An 18,587-nucleotide genomic window follows, 5' to 3' on the forward strand; every position below is an offset into this window, starting at 1 on the left:
GCGCGTTCGCTCGGCAATCGGGTGCCCGCGCGTGAGAGTTCACACAGATTAGGTCGTCGGCACCCGGGGCAGAGTGACGGTGACGCTCAGTCCGTCGGCGTTGGCGAGGCTGATCGTGCCGCCTGCACCGGTCACGATCGCGTGCACGATGGCGAGTCCGAGCCCCGCTCCGCCCCGAGTCGTCGTGCGCGAACGGTCGGGTCGCGAGAAGCGATCGAAGGCGATCGGGATGAAATCCTCCGGCATGCCGGGGCCCGAATCGACCACGGTGAGCACCAGACCGACCGCCGAGTGTCGCAGGGCGATCCGCACGCTGCCCTCGCTGCCGAGGGCAGCGACGGCGTTATTCGCCAGGTTGTCGATCAATCGGCCCACGTTGACCGGGTCGATTCGATAGCGGTCGGCGGTATCCACCGCGGCGATGTCGTAGTCGATGGTCACCCCGGTCGCGGCAACCAGCATCCGTGCCCGGTCGACGGATGCCGCGAGTTCGACCCCGAGCGCCGTCCAGTCGCTGGTCGCACGCTCGGCACCGTTCTCCGGTTGCTCGAGCTGGCTGAGTTCGAGCAGGCCGGTAGCCAGTGCGGATAGTCGCGCCACTGACAGTTCTGCGGCGCTGATCTCCGCCTCGAGCGCCGACGCATCACCGCTCGAGAGGTGGGCCAGTTCGAGCTGCCCGGACAGGATCGCGATCGGGGTACGCAGCTCGTGGCTCGCATCCCAGACCAGCTGACGTTCCCGATCGACCGCCCCTCGGATGTCAGTGATGAACTCGTTGAGCGTCGTGGCGAGGGCGGAGAGCTCGTCGCGCGCAGGTCCGACCGGGAGCGGCTCGGTCGAGCCCTCTGCGGCGAGCGCCTGGGCCTGCTGTCGCATTCTGGTCACCGGTCGCAGCGCAGCGCCGGTGAGCAGCCAGGAAGCGACCCCGAAACCGATCAACAGCGCGATCGCCCCGATGACGATCGCGGTGGTCGCCCGGCCGAGCAACAGCATGGAGGAGTCTTCGTTGCGGACCGTCACCACGTGCCAGTCGCCGCCGCTTTCCGCGACGGTCTGCACTCGCACGCGATACACGTCGTCGCCGTCGCTGATCGAGCGGACCACGTCGCCGTCGGAATCGGCCGGAATCGCGACGATCGACGAGAGCCTTGCGGCAATGGGGCGCGGAAGGCTGGATACCACCGCGGTGCCGTCGGCATTGATCACGGAGACGAGCTGACCTTTTCCCGGGCGGTCGATCGCGGTCGGATCGTTCTGGATCTGACTGACGAACGGGGCTGCGTCGTGCGCGAGCACCGTGGTCGTGGTGCTGGAGAGGATCGATTCGAGCTGAACCCGGAAGCCGAGTCCGGCGCCCGCGAAGATCAGGGCAGCGATGAACGAACTTCCGAGCGTGATGCGCCAGCGGATCGAGAGACGTCGGAGCAGCATCATCCGCTCTCCTGGAGTCGATAGCCGACGCCGCGTTCCGTCGCGATCTGCACCCCGGCTGCCCCGGGTTCGAGCTTGCGGCGCAGGTAACTGACGTACTGGTCGACGATGTTCGGATCGATGTTCTGGGTCGTTCCCCACACCTCCTCGAGAATAACGGCCCGCCCGACGGTCTGCCCGGCGTGGGTGCACAGTAACCGCAGCAGGGCGAACTCCTTGGGGCTGAGGGAAAGCGGATGTCCGCCAGCCGTCGCCGACTGGGCCAGCGAGTCGAGACGCACGCTCCCCACCGTCAGCACGAGCTTGTCGGCTGCGGCGTCCCTGCGCAGCAGCGCCCGCACTCGAGCGCTCAACTCCACGAAGGCGAAGGGTTTGGTGAGGTAGTCGTCCGCACCGGAGTCGAGGCCGAAGACCCGGTCTTCGACGGCATCCCGCGCGGTGATGAGCAGAATCGGCAGGCTGCTGCCGGTCTGACGGATGCGGCGAGCAACCTCGAAGCCCGACATCTGTGGCAGCATCACGTCGACCGCGGCGAGGGCGAAATCGCCGCCGCTGAGGGCGATCAGCGCATCGACGCCGGTGTCGACGACGGTCGTTTCGTGCCCTTCGGCCGTGAGACCCCTGGCGATCAGCCGGCCCATCTCTGGGTCGTCCTCGACGATCAGGATCTTTGGCATAGCCGATGGTCGCACGGGTCGAGGCGATACACGCTGTGACCGCGCTGACAAGGGGCACAGCTTCCGGTGGTCCTGAATGTTTTGAGCTTTCGCGGGCGGGGATCCGGATGACGGATGTCGCGAGTAGACAGGTGTCATGACATCCGCTGAGAACGACCAGACTCCGCTCCACCTCAGCCCGCTCCCCGGCAGCGAGCGGCCCTCTGTCGATGTTCTGCGGCCCTCCGCACATGGCCTGCCCCCCGACAGCACGGTCGAGGCCACCATCGTGCTCCGCCGTCGCCCCGGGGCCGACCCCGGTGCCGACACGTCGGGCGGCGCACGCATAGATCGGGCCGATTTCGCGGCCGCATACGGCGCAGATCCGGCCGACATCTCCCTGGTCGAGAAGACCCTGGGCGATCTGGGATTGACGGTGCTCTCTGCCGATCTCGCGTCTCGGCGACTGCGTGTCTCCGGCACCATCTCGACCATGTCGCGCGTCTTCGCTGCCCGTCTCGAAGGGGTGACCAGCCGCACCATCGACGGCGCGGAGGTCGAGCACCGCAACCGGTCCGGCCAGCTGATGGTGCCTACGGCGCTCGATGGTGTGGTCATCGCGGTGCTCGGTCTCGACAACCGTCCGCAGGCGCGGGCGGAGTTTCGGGTCGCCGAGACCCGAGCGGTCACGACCAGTTACACGCCGCTCGAGCTCGGCGAGATCTATCGGTTTCCGATCGGAACCGACGGCAGCGGGCGGACCATAGCCATCATCGAACTCGGCGGCGGGTTTGCCCAGACCGAGCTCGACACGTATTTCTCAGGACTCGGCATCACTGGACCCACTGTCACCGCTGTCGGGGTGAATGGCGCGGAGAATCACCCCGGGGCCGATCCGACCGGCGCCGACGGCGAGGTGTTGCTCGACATCGAGGTCGCTGGCGCCCTCAGCCCCGGGGCCGACCTCGTCGTCTACTTCGCACCGAACACCGACGACGGATTTGTCGACGCAGTGAGCGAGGCGGCGCACGCGGCGATCACGCCGGTGTCGATCAGCATCAGCTGGGGACTCAATGAAGACGCGTGGACCGAACAGGCCAGGCGGTCGCTCGATGACGCGTTCATCGATGCCGCAGCGCTCGGCATCACCGTCACCGCGGCTGCTGGCGATAACGGAAGTTCGGATGGCGCCACCGACGGCCGCGATCACGCCGACTTCCCTGCATCTAGCCCGCACGTTCTCGCCTGCGGCGGCACCTCGCTGCGAGCCACCGCCGCAGTCGTCGCCTCCGAGACCGTCTGGAACAATGGCCCGGGCGGAGGAGCGACCGGCGGCGGGGTCAGCTCCGTGTTCGCTCGACCGATCTGGCAGACGCATGTCGGCGTCCCGGCCGCGTCGCGACCGGGCGGTGGTCGCGGTGTGCCCGACGTCTCGGCGGTGGCGGATCCCAGCACCGGCTATGAGATCCTGGTCGACGGTGAGCACCGCATCCTCGGCGGCACCAGTGCGGTCGCGCCGCTCTGGGCCGCGTTGATCGCGCGCATCGTGCAATCGACGGGCGAGCCGCTCGGGCTGGTGCATCCCCGACTGTACGAACTGGCGAGCGGATTCCGCGACGTCGTGGCGGGCGACAACGGAACCTTCGAGGCACGCGTGGGCTGGGATGCCTGCACTGGGCTCGGGGTTCCGGACGGAATAGCATTGCTTGCGGCCCTCGAGGCGCGTACCAATTAGAGGACCGCGCCACATCGAGAGGACACCCCATGGCAGAGAAGCTGAACGACGCCGCACTTCAGCACGCACGCAGTCTCGTGCGGGACGGCAAGGTCGTGCGGGACAAGCACGCCGGCTGGGCTGCCAAGGCGCCGACAGCGGCAGAGGAGAACGCATTCATCGAGAAGCACGGCTGGGCCGAATACGAAAAGTGGCATCTCGGCGTGGACGAGACCGCATCGGAACAGACCAAGGGGCGTTTCAGCTTTCCCTACGGCGACTTCAGCCGGGTTGACCGAGGAGCGGTGATCGCGATCGAGAGCCGAGCCGCCGAATACGACCACGATGACATCGCCACGGCAGCAAAGAACCTGCTCGAGCTGATCGACGAGGAGTGATCGCCCCACGTCGTGGAGGCCCGAACTGAGCACTGTGTTTCCTAAAAATGCTCCGATCCGGATGCGCGTCTCGTAGAATCAATCCACCCGTATTGCCCAGACTTCGGGCGCGGGACGGGGGAACAAGTGGATCAAACTGTGGCGACGCGACAGCGCATACCGACCGACAAGCGAATACCAACGGGACGGCGCGACCCCACTGAGCAGCGCACTCCGACTGCCAGGCGAGTCCGGACCGCACGGCCCGCCCCGGCCGACCAACGCGTCCTGGGCGATCGACTCCTATTATGGCGCGCCACGAACCTGCTCGTGCGCCCCCTCATCCGCCTGTGGCTCATCGCCATGATCCGCGGGGTGCGGCGAGCCCCTCGGCCAGAAGGCCATTCCGCAGCTCACGCCCCCGGCGCAAATCCCGATCGGGTTCTGCTCCTCGGCAACGGTCCGGCCCTGGGATTCGGCGTCCTGACTTGGGATCTGAGCCTCGCCGGTCATCTCGGACGCAGGCTCGCCACACTCACCGGTCGTGGGGCGGACGTGGAGGTGGTGGCGCGACTGCGGATGAGTGCAGCCGCCGCCTTGGACGCGGCCCGAGGCATCCGCTTTTCCTGCCACGACTCCCTGGTGATCACGATCGGCATGAACGAAGCGATGTCGTTGTCGAGTCTCGGCCGCTGGAGGAAAGACCTCATCGCGCTGCTGGACTACGTCGAGTCGGAGAGCACGAGCGAATTCCATACCTTCGTGGTGGCGAATGCCCCGGCGCGAGCCGGAGGCGGAGTGCCGCGGGTCTTCGCCGCGCTGATCAGCCGCCACATCGGCCGACTCAATGACATCGCGGCGGACGTGCTGTCGACCCGGTCCCGGGCGACCTTTGTCGCTGCCGCGCCAGAACTGGCCGTGAACCTCAACCTGTACTCCAGCGCGTCATACGATCGCTGGGCTGCGGCGATCGCGCCGAGCATGACGTCGGCGCTCTGGCACGCATCGGGCGTGGCACGTCCGCCGGCCCCGATCGACGAGCGCGCCAGGCAGACCGCTCTCGACGCGCTGGACATTCTGGATACCCCGGCAGACGAGAGGTTCGATAAGTTCACCGCGCTCGCGCGCAATCTGTTTGGCGTCTCCGGTGCCGCGATCACTTTTCTCGATAGCGAGCGCCTCTGGATGAAGTCGGCAGCCGGCATTGTGAGAACCGAGTTTCCGCGGCAGGCGTCGTTCTGCGACACCACCATCAGACAGTCGAATGTATTCGTGGTGGAGGATGCCCGATTAGATGCGCGGTTCAACACTCACCCGTCTGTCGCGGAGCCCGACGGCTTCCGTTTCTACGCCGGGTATCCGCTGCTGAGCCCGGAGGGCGAGCACGTCGGCGCCTTCTGTATCTCCGATCGCAGGGTTCGGCGACTCAGTGCCCGCGAAGCCGGCCTGCTGCGTGATCTCGCGCTCCGGGTGCAGGAACAGTTGTGGGCACGGATGCGCTAGCGCCCAGCCGCGTACCCCTGCATCCCGCGCGGATTCGCGGCTCCGAACAGGAGCCCGGTGGCGTCTCGCCCGACAGCCGACAGCCGACCATCGCGCCACTCGCCGTCCACGGTGACGTCGTGTCCGCGCACGATGAGTTCGGCGATCACCGGCATGCCGAGGCGTGATTCGACCACGGCGCCGGCCGGCGTCCACGTTCGCGGCCAAAATGACTCCGGGAACGCGGTGCTGTGGATGGCGGCCGCGTCGATCGCCTGCTGCGGGCTGTAGCCGCCGATGATGGTGCGCAGCAGGTACAGCAGTTGCCACTGGTCCTGCTGGTCTCCTCCGGGAGTGCCGAGCGCGGTGACGGCATCATCGGGACCGAAGACGAGGGTCGGGCTCAGTGTGGTGCGGGGGCGCTTGCCCGGCGTGAGGGTGGTCGGAGTACCCTCCTCGAGCCAGGTCATCTGCAGGCGGGTGCCGAGGCAGAAGCCGAGCTCGGGGATGGTCGGGTTCGACTGCAGCCAGCCACCCGACGGGGTCGCCGAAACGACATTGCCCCAGCGGTCGATCACGTCGAGGTGGCAGGTGTCGCCGCGGGTCTGGCCATCGGAGTCTGTCGGCAGGTCGCCATCGGATTCGCCCTCGAGAGCTGCCTCGTCAGCCTGCCTGGCTACAGGCGCATCCGTCTGCGCGGTCGGCTCGCCGCCTCCGCTGAGATCGGCCGGGATGTCCGCGGCAACGCGCAACGGTGGGTGGTAGGCCTCGATCCCGGGAACCGTGCCGGGGCGCAGATCGGGGGAGGCGGCATCCGTGATCAGGGTCCGTCGCTCTGCGGCATACTCCGCCGACAGCAGGTGCTCGAGCGGCACGGCGACGTCATCGCCGTAAAACGCCTCGCGGTCGGCGAAGGCGAGCTTCTGCGCCTCGAGGATGGTGTGCGCGCCGATGCCAGACGAAGGATCCAGCCGGTCGTCGTCGAAGCCGTCGAGGATGGCGAGGGACTGGAGTACCGCTGGTCCTTGGCTCCAGGCACCGGCCTTGGCGATCGTGCGGCCGCGGAACTCCGCGGTGACCGCGGGCTCGTACGACGATTCGAATCCGGCCAGGTCGTCCAGCGTGATCACCCCCGCGTGATCGTCTCCGGTCGAGTGCCGATGCGGGGTCTGGATGAATTCGACGATCGCCTGTGCGACGAAGCCCTCGCGCCACTCGCGCCGGGTCGCGTCGATGCGCTCCTCGCGGGTGTCGCCGGCGGCCGCCTCGACGAGGCGATCGTAGGTGCGGGCGAGTGCGGGATTGGTGACCAGGGTGCCGCCAGCAGCGATTTCGCCGCCCGGCATCCACTGCTCGGCAGACGAGGGCCAGTGCTCACGGAACAGCGTAGAGACCCGCTCGATCGTCGCGGTGACGGCAGGGAGCCGCGGATGTCCGTCCCGGGCGTAGCCGATGGCGAAGGCCAGCACGTCGGCGAGTTCCCAGCTGCCGTGATCGCGCAACAGGAGCAGCCAGGCGTCGACCGCGCCGGGGATGGCGGCCGCGAGAGCTCCGGTACCCGGAACGAGTTCCAGCCCCTCCGAGCGATAGTGCTCGACTGTCGCGCCCGCCGGAGCCGGGCCCTGACCCATCAGCACGATCGGCTCGCGTGGTGAATGGGAGGTGACGAAGAGTCCGACGACATCGCCGCCGGGTCCGTTGAGGTGCGGCTCGACCACCTGAAGTACGAAGGCCGCGGCGACCGCGGCGTCGAAGGCGTTGCCCCCTCGCTCGAGCACAGCCTGAGCTGACGCCGTCCCCAACCAATGGCTCGAGGCGGCCATCCCGAAGGTCCCCGTCAGCGTCGGACGGGTGGTGAACGCGGGTGCCGAGGAATACGTCATCGTCGCCTCAGCGTACCGCGTCATACAGCCAATGGTCAGGATGACGGCTGGCACTGCCCCTGACAGGGCTGGAGCGCTTGAATGATGTCATGTCATCTCGCACCGTTGCAGACCAGATCATCGATCAACTCGTCGACGCCGGCGTGCGCCACATCTACGGGATCGTGGGGGACAGCCTCAACCCGATCGTCGACGCCGTGCGGCGCACCGGCGGCAGTGCCAAGGGCGGCATCGACTGGATCCACGTGCGAAACGAGGAGGCGGCGGCTTTCGCGGCCGGAGCCGAGGCACAGCTCACCGGTGAGCTCGCGGTCTGCGCCGGAAGCTCTGGCCCGGGAAACCTGCACCTGATCAACGGGCTGTTCGACGCCCATCGCTCCGGCGCTCCCGTGCTTGCCATCGCCAGCCACATACCGAGCTCCGAGATCGGGTCGAGCTACTTTCAGGAGACCCATCCCGACCAGCTCTTCGTGGAGTGTTCCAACTACCGGGAGCTGATCTCGACCGCTGCCCAGTCGCCGCGGGTGATCAACTCGGCGCTGCGCCATGCGGTGGGGCTTCGTGGCGTGGCGGTGGTGGTGATACCGGGGGACATCCCGCTGCTCGATGCGGTGGGCGTGGAGCCGGCATTCGTGCGCTCCGGTCGGCCGTCGGTGGTGCCGGCAGGGGAGGACATCCGCTCGCTCGCCGCCGCCATCGAGAAGGCGAAGACGGTGGCGATCTTCGCTGGCGCCGGAGTCGAGGGCGCGCACGACGAGGTCGTGGCCTTCGCCGACCACCTGGCTGCGCCGGTCGGGCACTCGCTGCGCGGAAAGGAATGGATCCAGTACGACAACCCCTTCGACGTCGGGATGACCGGGTTGCTCGGCTACGGTGCCGCGCACGCGGGCATTCACGACGCCGACCTGGTCATCCTGCTCGGCACGGACTTTCCCTACGAGCAGTTCTTGCCGGATCCTGCGACCGCCGTGATCGCCCAGATCGACTCCGACGCCTCCCACCTCGGTCGTCGGGCCAGCGTCACCCATCCCGTGCACGGCGACGTGCTGCCGGCTCTCGCCGCGCTCACCGCTCTGACCACCCGCAAAACAGACCGCGGCTTCCTTGAAAAGACGCTGAAACGGCACGAGAAACTGCTCGGCGGTGCGGTCGGAAAGTACACGGATGCCGCCCATACGACGCCGATCCACCCCGAGTTCGCCGCCTCCACCCTTGACGATCTGCTCGCGGACGACGCGATCGTCACCGCCGACACCGGAATGGGCAACGTCTGGCAGGCCCGGTACATCACCCCCAACGGTCGGCGTCGCATCATCGGCTCGTACCTGCACGGCTCGATGGCCAATGCTCTACCGCAGGCGATCGGAGCTCAGGTCGCCTTCCCGGGTCGCCAGGTGGTGACCATCTCGGGAGATGGCGGCCTGTCGATGCTGTTGGGCGAGTTGGTGACGATCGCCGCGTACAGGCTCCCGGTAAAGCTGATGGTGTTCAACAATTCCGCTCTCGGGCTGGTCAAGCTCGAGATGTTCGTCGATGGTTACCCCGACTTCGGTGTCGATGTGCCCGGTGTGGACTACGCGGCCGTGGCGAATGCCATCGGAATATTCGGGCGCCGAGTAGAGCACCCGCAGGACCTCACCGGTGCCATCACCGAGGCGCTGGAACACGACGGCCCGGCGCTGGTCGATATCGTCACCGATCCATTGGCGCTCTCGCTGCCCTCGGCGATCACCAGCGCACAGGTGAAGGGATTCTCCCTTGCGATGTCGAAGGTGGTGATGAATGGGGGCGTCGGTGAGGCGGTCGCGCTCCTGAAGTCCAACATTCGGCACCTCCCCGGGCTCTAGTCTCTTCCCCAGAACAGGAGATCCGATGACGTTCCAGGCATACCTCGACACGATCAAGGCGAAGACCGGCCTCGGGCCTGACGATTTCCGTCGTCTCGCGGGCGAGAAGGGGTACCTCACCGCGGCGACCCGGCCCGGTGACATTATCGCTTGGCTGCAGGAAGACTACGGTCTCGGCACGGGGCACGCGATGGCGATCGTGTCCGTGCTCGGAAAGCACGAGGGCGCGGGTCTGTCGGCCGGCCAGAAGCTGGAGGCCCAATTCACCGGGACGAAGGCGCGGTGGCGGTCGACCTTCGACTTGCTGCTGTCCACCCTGATCGAGGTTGGCGGTCCGGTGTCTCTCGCCCCGACGAACAGCTACATCAGCCTGACCAAACCGACGCGCACAGGCCGGGCGAAGGTCGCGATCGTGGCGGTCACGGGGGATCGAATGGATGTCGGGATCAAGCTGAAGGATGCCGCCCCGACCGACAGATTCGCGGCATCCGGTAGCTGGAATTCGATGGTGACACACCGCGTGCGACTCACTGAACCCGACCTGATCGACGACGAACTCGTCGACTGGCTCCGCAGAGCCTACGCAGCCGCGTAACGTTGGGGGTGGCGTCGAGTTGTTCCGCCGCCTTACATCCCCATTTTTGAGCAAGGAATCCAGTGCCCGACGAATGCATCCACGGTCTCGAAGCGGGTCTCTGTGACCTCTGCTACCCGAAGGCCAAACCGGAGGTAGCCCCCGTGGCGACCACCACCCGTACGACCACTCGTCGTCGCACCCCCGCGGTGCCGCGCACCGCCGGTGTCGGCACCCCCGATCACAAGGTCGGTGAGCAGCGGCTCTATCACGTCACCCACATCTCCAATCTCGCCGGCATCATCGAGGCGGGTTCGATCGTGGCTCCCGCTACCCCCGCACTCGACGCTTCCTCGCCCGAGAATCGGGACGCCCGCCGCAACATCACGCTGGAAGGCGCAACCGTCGCCGACTACGTGCCGTTCTTCCTCTCGCCGAACTCCACGATCTGGTCGCAGATCCGCGCCGGAGCCGACGACCCGCGATTGTCCCGCGAGGTGCGCGATCTGCCGCCGGCCGAATTCGTCATCCTGGTGAGCACCGTCAAGGTCGCCACTGCGCTGGAGAGCGCCATCTCGGTCTCCGACGGCGACCCGTCGAGCATCTACACCCGCTTCGGTACCACCCCGGAGACCAACGACCGCACACTGCGCAAGCTCCGTGCCGATGATGCGCTGCTGCTCGAAGGAGAGCTTCTGATTCGCGACGCGTTCCCGTTCGACCAGATCGCGCTGATCGGTGTGGCCAACGACCGGGCTCGGGATGCCGTGCGCGAGATCCTGCAGACCGCGATGCACGAGCCCAAGGTCGCGGTCTACCCGCCGTGGTTCGCCCGGGCGTAGCGTCCGCTCGGCAAAGCTTCTTCCGCGACTAGAACCAGATACTCAGCCACGGCGTCGTCGCCGCATGGAACGTGCGGTCGAGCACCGCTGCGGCACCGGGTGTGAGTTCTTGGATGCGACCGGCCCGAAAAAGTGTGCTGGCCGACACTCCGCCCAGGTAGATCGAGCCGAGCTCGTTCACGGTCAGTGCGACGGCAGCCGTATCACCCGGAATGTCGCCCTCGAGTTCTGAGACGACCGCGGTGCCATCGGCCTGTACCGTCAGCAGGAATCGGCCAGCGGCATACATGAGCGGATCGGAGACGTCGAGCACGAAGTGTCCCGGCGTGTGATAGCGCCGCCCGGTCAGCATGGCGGGGACGTCGAGGATGCGGATCCAGAGGTGTTCGCGCTCGTCATGCTTGACCACCGCGCGTGCGTCGTCGACCTGCCAGTAGACGGGTTCATCGATCGAGCGGAGCGGAGCGCGGATCTCGCCCACGAGGTCGAGCTCGATGAGGAATCGCCAGAGCGCGGCATAGGCGTCGTCGGTGGCGCTGACCAGGTAGTGCAGTTCGACCACCGCGCGCGCCACCGTGGTGCGGGTCTCTTCGAGCACCTTGTAGACCGCGAAGCCCTGCGGCACACCGTGCTCGTCGGCGTAGCGGATGAAGCGCAGGGACTTGGCCTGTTCCTCCAGCCCCACCCCGCGGCCGATCAGACGCTCCCAGAGCACTCCGTCGAAAGACATCTGCCCGGGAGTCGCCAGGCGCACCCGCTCGACCAGTTCTGCACCCTCGGTGACAAGTCGGTCTGCCTCGACGAATTGCACTCGGCCCGGCACCATCGGACCAGTCCACGTGACACGCGAGGTGTCGATAGTCCAGTCGGCCGCCATCGCCGCGGGTGCGAATCCCCAGCGCGAGTAGATGGTCGCCTCGGACACTGTCAGCGCGACCACCGGCAGCCCCAGCGCCTGCGCGGTGCGCAATTCAGCCTCGATGAGCGCCCCGGCGACCCCGCGTCGGCGATGGGTGGGGGAGACGGTGACGGCAGAGACAGCCCATGCCCCGAGGGAAAGATGACCGGGAACGCTCAGCTGGCTCGGCCATCCGGCCACGGTGGCGACGGGAGTGGCCGGGTCGAGCAGGGTCTCGTCCCAGACACCGCTATTGCGGCGCTGCCCCGCCGTGACCCGACGTGCCTCGACCACCTCCGGGGTTGCTCGACCGTCCTGAAACCCTCGACCGACTGCACCGAGCCATGAGGCGAACGCCGCGGCGTCGTCGGTGTCGAGCAGCGACATCCGCAGCCCCTGTCGGGCGAGCCCGGTGGCCGATTCCACGTCGATCGGAAGCGTGAGGTAAGCGTCGTCGGTCATCCCTTGAGGCTAGTGGCGACGGGCACACTCGCGAAGATGTTTCAATGGCTGCATGGCTTCCGACCGCAGCGCCCTCGACAGAACCGCAGCCCTGATCCACCTCGACGATCTCGCCGCGTTCGTCGCCGCGTCGCCGTCGTCGTTCCACGCGGTGGCCGAAGCCGCCAGCAGGCTCGATGCCGCGGGCTTCACCGAAATGGCCGAGACGGATGACTGGGGCTCGGGCACGGGCAAGCACTACGTTCTGCGCGACGGGGCGATAATCGCGTGGTCTGCCCCGGCATCCGCTGTCGCCCCCACGCCCTTCCGTATCGTGGGTACCCACACCGACTCACCCGGATTCAAACTCAAGCCGAAGCCGAGCACGTCTGCGTTCGGCTGGCAGCAGGCCGGCGTCGAGATCTACGGCGGGCCCCTGTACAACTCCTGGCTCGACCGCGAGCTGGAGTTCGCCGGCCGCCTGGTTTTCGCCGATGGCAGCACGGCGTTGGTGCGCACCGGGCCGTTCCTGCGCATTCCTCAGCTCGCCGTGCACCTCGACCGCAGCGTCAACGTCGAGGGCCTGAAGCTCAATCCGCAGCAGCACCTGAACCCCGTCATCGGTGTCGGGGGGCCCGGCAGCTCCGACATCGTCGGCGCTCTCGCGGCCCTGGCCGGACGTGCTGGAGAGGAGGTCGCCGGCTACGACGTGGTGGTCGCCGACACCAATCCCGGTCGCGTATTCGGAGCCGATCGCGAACTCTTCGCGAGTGGGCGGCTCGATAATCTCTCCTCGGTGCATGCCGGACTCACCGCGCTTCTCGCCGCGGCAGATCCGGTCGAGTCGATCTCGGTGTTCGCGGCCTTCGACCACGAAGAGGTCGGCAGCGAGACCCGTTCCGGGGCAGCCGGCCCATTCCTCTCCGATGTCCTCACCCGGCTCAGCCCCGATCCGGTGCTGCGAGCCCGGGCCATCGCCGGCAGCTGGTGCTTCTCGGCCGATGCCGGGCATGCCATCCATCCGAACTATCCAGACCGACATGACCCCGTGAACCGGCCGCTGGTCAACGGGGGACCGTTGCTCAAGATCAACGCCAACCAGCGCTACGCGACGGATGCCGGCGGCGCGGCCGAGTGGGCGGCCGCCTGCGCGCGGGCCGGCGTCGCCTATCAGGAGTTCGTTTCGAACAATGCGGTGCCGTGCGGCTCGACAATCGGGCCGATCACCGCGACCCGTCTGGGGATCCGCACCGTCGACATCGGCATCCCGCTGCTGAGCATGCACTCGGCGCGCGAGATGTGCGGGGTGGGCGACCCGCACGCACTCAGCCGAGCGCTCGCTGCCTTCTTTTCCCCGAGCGGGGACTGACGACTGAGGAATCGTCGGCGCGTAGCCGACTCCCACCTCTCGACTCGAACGGCGGCCTTTCGGAGCCGCCGTTTGCGCGCGGCGCGGTGCGCTAGTCCAGGAGCCCGCGGATGTCGTCAGCGGTGAGGGCAGATCCGAACAACGCCTCGTCGTCCAGCACGGCGTCGAAGAGTTTCGCCTTCTTTGCTTTGAGCGCCATCACCTTCTCCTCGATGGTGTCACTCGCCACCAACCGGTAGACGTTCACGGAGCGGCTCTGCCCGATGCGATGCGTGCGGTCGATCGCCTGGCTCTCGGTCGCGGGATTCCACCACGGGTCGAGCAGGAAGACGTAGTCGGCCTCGGTGAGGGTGAGACCGAAGCCCCCGGCTTTGAGGCTGATGAGGAAGACCGGGGCGTCGCCGTCTCGGAATGCCTGGATGACATCCGACCGCTTGCGGGTCGACCCGTCGAGGTACTGATACTCGATACCGGCGGCCGTCATGCGATCGGCCGCTTTACCGAGAAAGCTCGTGAACTGGCTGAAGACCAGGGCGCGGTGCCCCTCGGCGATCACATCTTCCAGCTGATCGAACAGCACGTCGAGCTTCGACGACGGGATGCTCGAATACTTCTCGTCGACCAGAGAGGCGTCGAGGCTGAGCATGCGCAGCAGCGTCAGCGACCGGAAGACGATAAAGCGATTGCGGTCGAGATCGTCGATGAGACCGAGCAGTTTCTGCCGTTCCTTCTGCAGGAACGTGTCGTAGAGCGCCCGGTGCCGCGGCGCCAGCTCGACTTGCAGCACCTGCTCCTGCTTCGGCGGCAGCTCGGGCGCGACCAGCTCTTTGGTGCGCCGCATCATCAGCGGACGGATGCGGCGGCGGAGCTTGGCCAACAGCTCCGGTGGTGCCCCCGCCGCGATCGGCCGCACGTATTCCTCGCTGAAGCGACGGGAGGATGCGAACAGCCCGGGTGCCACGATCTGCAGCAGGGACCACAGGTCGAGCAGGCTGTTCTCCATCGGGGTGCCGGTGATCGCCAGTTTGAACGGTGTCGCGAGGTCCACGGCGCACTGGTGCGCCTTCGAGGCGTGGTTCTTGACGAACTGCGCCTCGTCGAGAATCAGCCCGGCCCACTCCTGCCCGCTGTACGCCGGAAAGTCGAGCCGGAACAGCGCATACGAGGTGATCAGGATGTCCGCGCCGCGCGCCAGGTCGGCCACCATCGTGTGCGACTTGGCCTGCGTCTCGGTGACCGCGCGCACCACGAGCTGCGGGGTGAACCGGGCAGCCTCGGCGAGCCAGGTGGAGACCACCGAGGTCGGCGCGACCACCAGGAACGGCGCCGCGGCATCCGCTCGGGCGTAGGCGAGCAATGACAGCGTCTGCAGGGTCTTGCCGAGCCCCATATCGTCGGCGAGGATGCCGCCCAACCGCTGACGCCACAGAAACGCCAGCCAGTCGAATCCCTCCTGCTGGTACGGCCGCAGTGTTGCATCGACTCCAGCGGGAAGGGCTGTGCTCGGCACCGACTGCACATCGAGGAGCCCTCTCGCACTGTCCCGCCAGTCGACCGCCTGCTCGGTCTCGTCGGCGAGATCCTCGAAGTCGGCCCAGAGGCTCGCGTGGTAGCGGCTGATCCGCGGCGCGGTCTCCCACTCGTCGAGCTCGCCCGCCTCCTCGATCAGTCGGCGCAGTTCGGCGAACACGGGCTGGTCGAGCGAAAGATAAGAATTATCGACGAGGAGCAGCTTCTTCTTTCCCGCAACCAGAGCGGTGAACAGCGGGGTGAACGGCACGTCCCTGCCCTGCACGGTCACGTAGACACCCAGATCGAACCAGTCACGATGCTCGGTCTCGACGGTCTTCACAACCAACTTCGGCGTCTCGGTGAGTTCCCGGTAATCGGGACGCTCGCCGACCGTCTCGACGATCAGGCCGTCGAGTGCCTCGAGCTGGGGAAGCAGCCGGTCAGCGAACTCCGCCGCATCGAGTCCCGCGAGGGTCGCCGGTCGTACCGGGAATAGGCGCTGGGCCCGATCGAGAATGGCGGCCTCCTCGGCGGCGTCCCGCAGATCGAGGTCGCGCGCGGAATCGGTCGATGCGAAGGGAAGCTCCACCTCGCCGTAGCGCCACGACCAGTCGATGCTCAGAACCTGCTGCGGCTCGTGGTCGGCCGTGGTCGTCGCGCCCTTCGCGCCGGCCTTGCTCCCGGCCTTCGTCTTGGCTTTCTTCTCGGTGCCATCTGTGCCCGTTCCGACTGTGCCAGTACTGACAGTGCCGGTTCCGAACGTCACGGTGAGCACGAGCGACGGGGGAGGCACGTCGGGCAGGGAGACAGAGCCGTCCGAACTGCTCACCGCGATGCTTCGCGTCAGCGCCGGGTAATAGTCACGCACGAACTCGGGCACGTCGGCGGCGGGCACCACGAGGTCGTCCACACGCTCGAGCAGTCCGCGCTGGCGCTCGGTGAGCGGCTCCGCAGTTGGCGCGAGGGTGAACGCCATGCGCGGCTCATGTTGCCAGGAATAGACCCCGTGATCGCCGATCGCGCCGACCATGGAGACCGGATGTTCGCGGCCGTCGATCATCACGACCGGAGCGAGGCGGAGGTCTCCGTCGACATCCGTTCGAGCGTCCATTCCGAGGCTCACCTCGGCACCCAGGCTGACCGCGGTGTCCTTTTTCCCGGTCAGCAGCGGGATCTCGAGCGCAGTCGCATCGCCCAACAGGCGCCAGAGCAGCGGGCTCTGGAAGTCGTCGAGGTACAGCCAGTCGGGTTCTTGGATGCCATAGGCGTCTCTGACCGACCGGTGCAGCGCCGCGAACTGGGCGAACCAGCGCAGAACGGTGGCGTCGAGTTGCAGGCGATTGACCTGATAGGCCAGCGTGCTCCAGGTCACGCCCGCGCGCACCCAGTTGCCGGTGGCACTGCGGATGACCGGGCGCACGGCCAACCGGAATGGCCCGGGTATGGCGCCGCCCTCGGCACCGGTCGCCGTGCGGGCCACCGGACCGTTCCAGCGATTGCGGGAGCGCGGGATCAGCTCGCGCAATTCGAAGAGCAGACCAAGCCGCGCGGTTCGGGTGTCGCCGGTGGCGGTACGGCCGCTGGTAGTTCTGCCGGGGGTGCTGCTGCCGGCCAGCGCGGTAATCGCGGACTTCCAGCCGGGGTCGGCGACGAGTGCCTGAGTGCCGGGTCGGGCGGCGTCGGTCAGATCAGAGTCTGGCCAGTCGGTGCCGAGTGGGTCAGCGCCGAGTGGGTTAGCGCCGGGCGGTTTGGCGCCGGACGGCCCACTTTCGAGCCCGCTGCGTTCCTTCAGTCCGCCGCCCCCCAGGTCGCCGACCCCGCCGCGTTCGCGCAGGATGGCGGCGTTGTTGGCCAGGATCAGCGCGGCGACGTGTTTGCAGTCGAAGGCCATGGGGCAGCTGCATGCACTGCTGCGCGGGGAGGCGAATTCTCCGCTGGGCTCAGACAGCGTGACACGAGTGCGGTATGGCAACGCCGAGCCGCCCTGGACTCTGCCCGAAAGGCGCCTGCTCTCGGCGTCCCACTCGATCTCGTCCACTGCGCCACCGCGCGAATAGCTCTGCCCGCGCTGAAACGAGGTGCGGCCGACGAGACGGGAGATGTCGACGACGTCCACCAGCGGAGCGACCTCGGGCGACATCCGTCTATCGTCCCATGCACATCCGACCGGCCCGGTATACGGTGCGAGAAGCTGCGGTGCTGCTCGCTACCGGCCTGCCGTCTACTGTGCTGCGCGAAGCGGATGTGGGGCGCTCACCCCATGCTCGCCGATCAACCGCCACACGGTCGAGGTGAGAGCCGGGTACTCCAGCGCGATCTGGCGGAGCACCCGGTAATCGCGCGCGGGGGACGGGCGCAGGCCATCGTTCGCGTTGATGGCATCCGCCCGAAGCAGATAGACCACCATCTCGTCGACGGTCGGCAGCTCTTCCATGAACGCCCAGGGGTCTTCGCCAGCCAGCAGCCGCTCATGTACCACGGTGTCGAGCTCTTCATGGGCCTCTGCACGCAGCACCTCGAGGCTCGCCCGGCCGCGGGGCTGGTGAGTTTGAGGCATTCGTCAAGCCTACGACGGGGCACGCAGCGAGGCTGAACGACGGCTCCATCGGCGGGTCATCCGACGATTGAGAGGGGAGTGCCGAGCGGAAGGGCGTCGACAGCCCGCACGGCGTCCTCGCCCAGCCGCACGCAGCCGTGGGAGACCGCGCCGGTCGCCGTGCGCTCGTAGTGGATTCCGATCAGACCGCCGTCGGATCCGCCGAAAGGTTCGTCGGCCGCGGCGGAGTGCAGCGAACTGAGCTGCACCCGAAAACGCGTCTGATGCTGATTCGCGTCGAGGTAGCGTGCCTGCAGGTAGCCGGTCACGCCCTGCGGAGTCGGGGTGGCCGCAGTGCCGACCCCGACGGCGAAACTCTTCGCCGGCGCGCCCTCCGTCACGATCGACAGGGTCTGGTGCGAGACGGCTATCACGATGCTGCTCGTGAGCGCTCTGGGCTGGGTGAGCAGCGCGACCGGCATCCACCCTGCCGTCTGGGCTGGTGCCGATCCGCCATTTTGTGACGGAAGAACGGACCGGGCTGGGGTAAGCACCAGCGCCCAGCGCTTCTGCAAAGCCACTCGCACGACCACGGTCGGCTCACCGAGGAAGTTGGTGGCCGCGAACCGGGCGATCGGCGGCCCGCCAGGCTCCGCCGAGAGCAGAGCATCCGCGCGGAGGGAGTACGCCACCCGCGCGAGTTCGGTGACCTGCGGTGACGCGTACTCCGGCAGGCCGGGGATGACGGCGTCGTATCGTGCCTCGGGGAGTGACGCCGGATCGACGGGAGGGGGCTCGGCCGGAGCCGTCGCCGTTGGCGCGGGCGAGCTGGGCGACGGGGTGCCCGCTGGCAGCTTTCCATTCGGCGACTGTGATGCGTCCCCCGCGATCACAGGCGCCACCGCAGACGGACCGGTGGGCATCGGTGCGCGGTGGGCGAGAGCGACCGCGGCGCCCGGAAGGGCGACGCTGGATGCGGCGGCGACCAGCACCATCACGATCGCCGTGCGCGAGGCTCCCACGTG

Annotated in this window: 14 protein-coding genes; 7 read left to right on the forward strand and 7 right to left on the reverse strand. The window is 67.5% G+C overall.

Translation table 11 applies throughout. The features are described 5' to 3' along the window. Nucleotides 1-48: 48 nt before the first annotated feature. Both IV501_RS04585 and IV501_RS04590 read right to left on the reverse strand, forming a co-directional pair. Nucleotides 49-1,434 (reverse strand): sensor histidine kinase, encoded by a 1,386-nt coding sequence (locus IV501_RS04585; protein WP_200555185.1) that lies wholly within the window; start codon nt 1,432-1,434, stop codon nt 49-51. Beyond that, nucleotides 1,431-2,108 (reverse strand): response regulator transcription factor, encoded by a 678-nt coding sequence (locus IV501_RS04590; protein ID WP_200555186.1) that lies wholly within the window; start codon nt 2,106-2,108, stop codon nt 1,431-1,433. Before IV501_RS04590 ends, IV501_RS04585 begins: the two co-directional genes overlap by 4 nt. Nucleotides 2,109-2,244: 136 nt before the next feature. Between IV501_RS04590 and IV501_RS04595 the strand changes: the two genes are divergently transcribed. The 3 genes from IV501_RS04595 to IV501_RS16530 all read left to right on the forward strand — a co-directional run bounded on the left by IV501_RS04595 (nt 2,245) and on the right by IV501_RS16530 (nt 5,681). Next, a complete protein-coding gene (locus IV501_RS04595; protein WP_200555187.1) occupies nt 2,245-3,822 on the forward strand; it encodes a S53 family peptidase in 1,578 nt (525 codons plus the stop codon). A 29-nt stretch (nt 3,823-3,851) separates the two neighbouring features. Further along, on the forward strand, nt 3,852-4,199 hold the full coding sequence (locus tag IV501_RS04600) for a hypothetical protein (RefSeq protein WP_200555188.1): 348 nt from the start codon (nt 3,852-3,854) through the stop codon (nt 4,197-4,199). 309 nt (nt 4,200-4,508) lie between these two features. After that, nucleotides 4,509-5,681 carry a GAF domain-containing protein gene (locus IV501_RS16530; protein ID WP_200555189.1) on the forward strand — a complete coding sequence of 391 codons (1,173 nt, stop codon included), beginning with the start codon at nt 4,509-4,511 and terminating at the stop codon, nt 5,679-5,681. Here IV501_RS16530 and IV501_RS04610 read toward each other — a convergent pair. Further along, nucleotides 5,678-7,543, reverse strand: coding sequence for a gamma-glutamyltransferase family protein (locus IV501_RS04610; RefSeq protein WP_200555450.1), 1,866 nt, complete (start codon nt 7,541-7,543; stop codon nt 5,678-5,680). The two genes, IV501_RS16530 and IV501_RS04610, sit on opposite strands and share 4 nt — an antisense overlap. Before the next feature lie 89 nt (nt 7,544-7,632). On the opposite strand from IV501_RS04610, the gene IV501_RS04615 reads away from it, so the two are divergent. The 3 genes from IV501_RS04615 to IV501_RS04625 all read left to right on the forward strand — a co-directional run bounded on the left by IV501_RS04615 (nt 7,633) and on the right by IV501_RS04625 (nt 10,806). Continuing rightward, nucleotides 7,633-9,390 carry a pyruvate dehydrogenase gene (locus tag IV501_RS04615; RefSeq protein WP_200555190.1) on the forward strand — a complete coding sequence of 586 codons (1,758 nt, stop codon included), beginning with the start codon at nt 7,633-7,635 and terminating at the stop codon, nt 9,388-9,390. A gap of 25 nt (nt 9,391-9,415) precedes the next feature. Further along, nucleotides 9,416-9,985, forward strand: a complete 570-nt coding sequence (locus IV501_RS04620) for a DUF4287 domain-containing protein (protein ID WP_200555191.1) — start codon at nt 9,416-9,418, stop codon at nt 9,983-9,985. A 62-nt stretch (nt 9,986-10,047) separates the two neighbouring features. Then, entirely contained in the window at nt 10,048-10,806 is a 759-nt protein-coding gene (locus IV501_RS04625; protein WP_200555192.1) for a DarT ssDNA thymidine ADP-ribosyltransferase family protein, read from the forward strand. A 28-nt stretch (nt 10,807-10,834) separates the two neighbouring features. On the opposite strand, the gene IV501_RS04630 is transcribed toward IV501_RS04625, so the two are convergent. Next, nucleotides 10,835-12,166, reverse strand: coding sequence for a GNAT family N-acetyltransferase (locus tag IV501_RS04630; RefSeq protein ID WP_200555193.1), 1,332 nt, complete (start codon nt 12,164-12,166; stop codon nt 10,835-10,837). Nucleotides 12,167-12,218: 52 nt separating this feature from the next. Here IV501_RS04630 and IV501_RS04635 point away from each other — a divergent pair, with 52 nt between their 5' ends. Beyond that, nucleotides 12,219-13,514, forward strand: a complete 1,296-nt coding sequence (locus IV501_RS04635; protein WP_200555194.1) for a M18 family aminopeptidase — start codon at nt 12,219-12,221, stop codon at nt 13,512-13,514. A gap of 91 nt (nt 13,515-13,605) precedes the next feature. Here the strand turns inward: IV501_RS04635 and IV501_RS04640 are convergent, their stop codons facing one another. The 3 genes from IV501_RS04640 to IV501_RS16535 form a co-directional block, all read right to left on the reverse strand. Continuing rightward, entirely contained in the window at nt 13,606-17,166 is a 3,561-nt protein-coding gene (locus IV501_RS04640) for a DEAD/DEAH box helicase (protein ID WP_234698113.1), read from the reverse strand. Between the two features lie 81 nt (nt 17,167-17,247). Continuing rightward, nucleotides 17,248-17,583: a tryptophan synthase subunit alpha gene (locus IV501_RS04645; protein ID WP_200555195.1), complete on the reverse strand. Its 336-nt coding sequence runs from the start codon at nt 17,581-17,583 to the stop codon at nt 17,248-17,250. A 56-nt stretch (nt 17,584-17,639) separates the two neighbouring features. Continuing rightward, complete coding sequence (locus IV501_RS16535) at nt 17,640-18,584, reverse strand: L,D-transpeptidase (RefSeq protein ID WP_200555196.1); 945 nt, start codon at nt 18,582-18,584, stop codon at nt 17,640-17,642. Between the last annotated feature and the right edge of the window lie 3 nt (nt 18,585-18,587).

Source organism: Lacisediminihabitans changchengi, from assembly GCF_016634425.1.
In the GTDB taxonomy this organism is placed as follows: domain Bacteria; phylum Actinomycetota; class Actinomycetes; order Actinomycetales; family Microbacteriaceae; genus Lacisediminihabitans; species Lacisediminihabitans changchengi.

What these genes read in the sequence shown, in the direction of transcription:
- IV501_RS04585 (WP_200555185.1), bottom strand. Translation starts at nt 1,434, where the DNA reads ATGATGCTGCTCCGACGTCTCTCGATCCGCTGGCGCATCACGCTCGGA.
- IV501_RS04590 (WP_200555186.1), bottom strand. Translation starts at nt 2,108, where the DNA reads ATGCCAAAGATCCTGATCGTCGAGGACGACCCAGAGATGGGCCGGCTG.
- IV501_RS04595 (WP_200555187.1), top strand. Translation starts at nt 2,245, where the DNA reads ATGACATCCGCTGAGAACGACCAGACTCCGCTCCACCTCAGCCCGCTC.
- IV501_RS04600 (WP_200555188.1), top strand. Translation starts at nt 3,852, where the DNA reads ATGGCAGAGAAGCTGAACGACGCCGCACTTCAGCACGCACGCAGTCTC.
- IV501_RS04610 (WP_200555450.1), bottom strand. Translation starts at nt 7,543, where the DNA reads ATGACGTATTCCTCGGCACCCGCGTTCACCACCCGTCCGACGCTGACG.
- IV501_RS04615 (WP_200555190.1), top strand. Translation starts at nt 7,633, where the DNA reads ATGTCATCTCGCACCGTTGCAGACCAGATCATCGATCAACTCGTCGAC.
- IV501_RS04620 (WP_200555191.1), top strand. Translation starts at nt 9,416, where the DNA reads ATGACGTTCCAGGCATACCTCGACACGATCAAGGCGAAGACCGGCCTC.
- IV501_RS04630 (WP_200555193.1), bottom strand. Translation starts at nt 12,166, where the DNA reads ATGACCGACGACGCTTACCTCACGCTTCCGATCGACGTGGAATCGGCC.
- IV501_RS04635 (WP_200555194.1), top strand. Translation starts at nt 12,219, where the DNA reads ATGGCTTCCGACCGCAGCGCCCTCGACAGAACCGCAGCCCTGATCCAC.
- IV501_RS04640 (WP_234698113.1), bottom strand. Translation starts at nt 17,166, where the DNA reads ATGTCGCCCGAGGTCGCTCCGCTGGTGGACGTCGTCGACATCTCCCGT.
- IV501_RS04645 (WP_200555195.1), bottom strand. Translation starts at nt 17,583, where the DNA reads ATGCCTCAAACTCACCAGCCCCGCGGCCGGGCGAGCCTCGAGGTGCTG.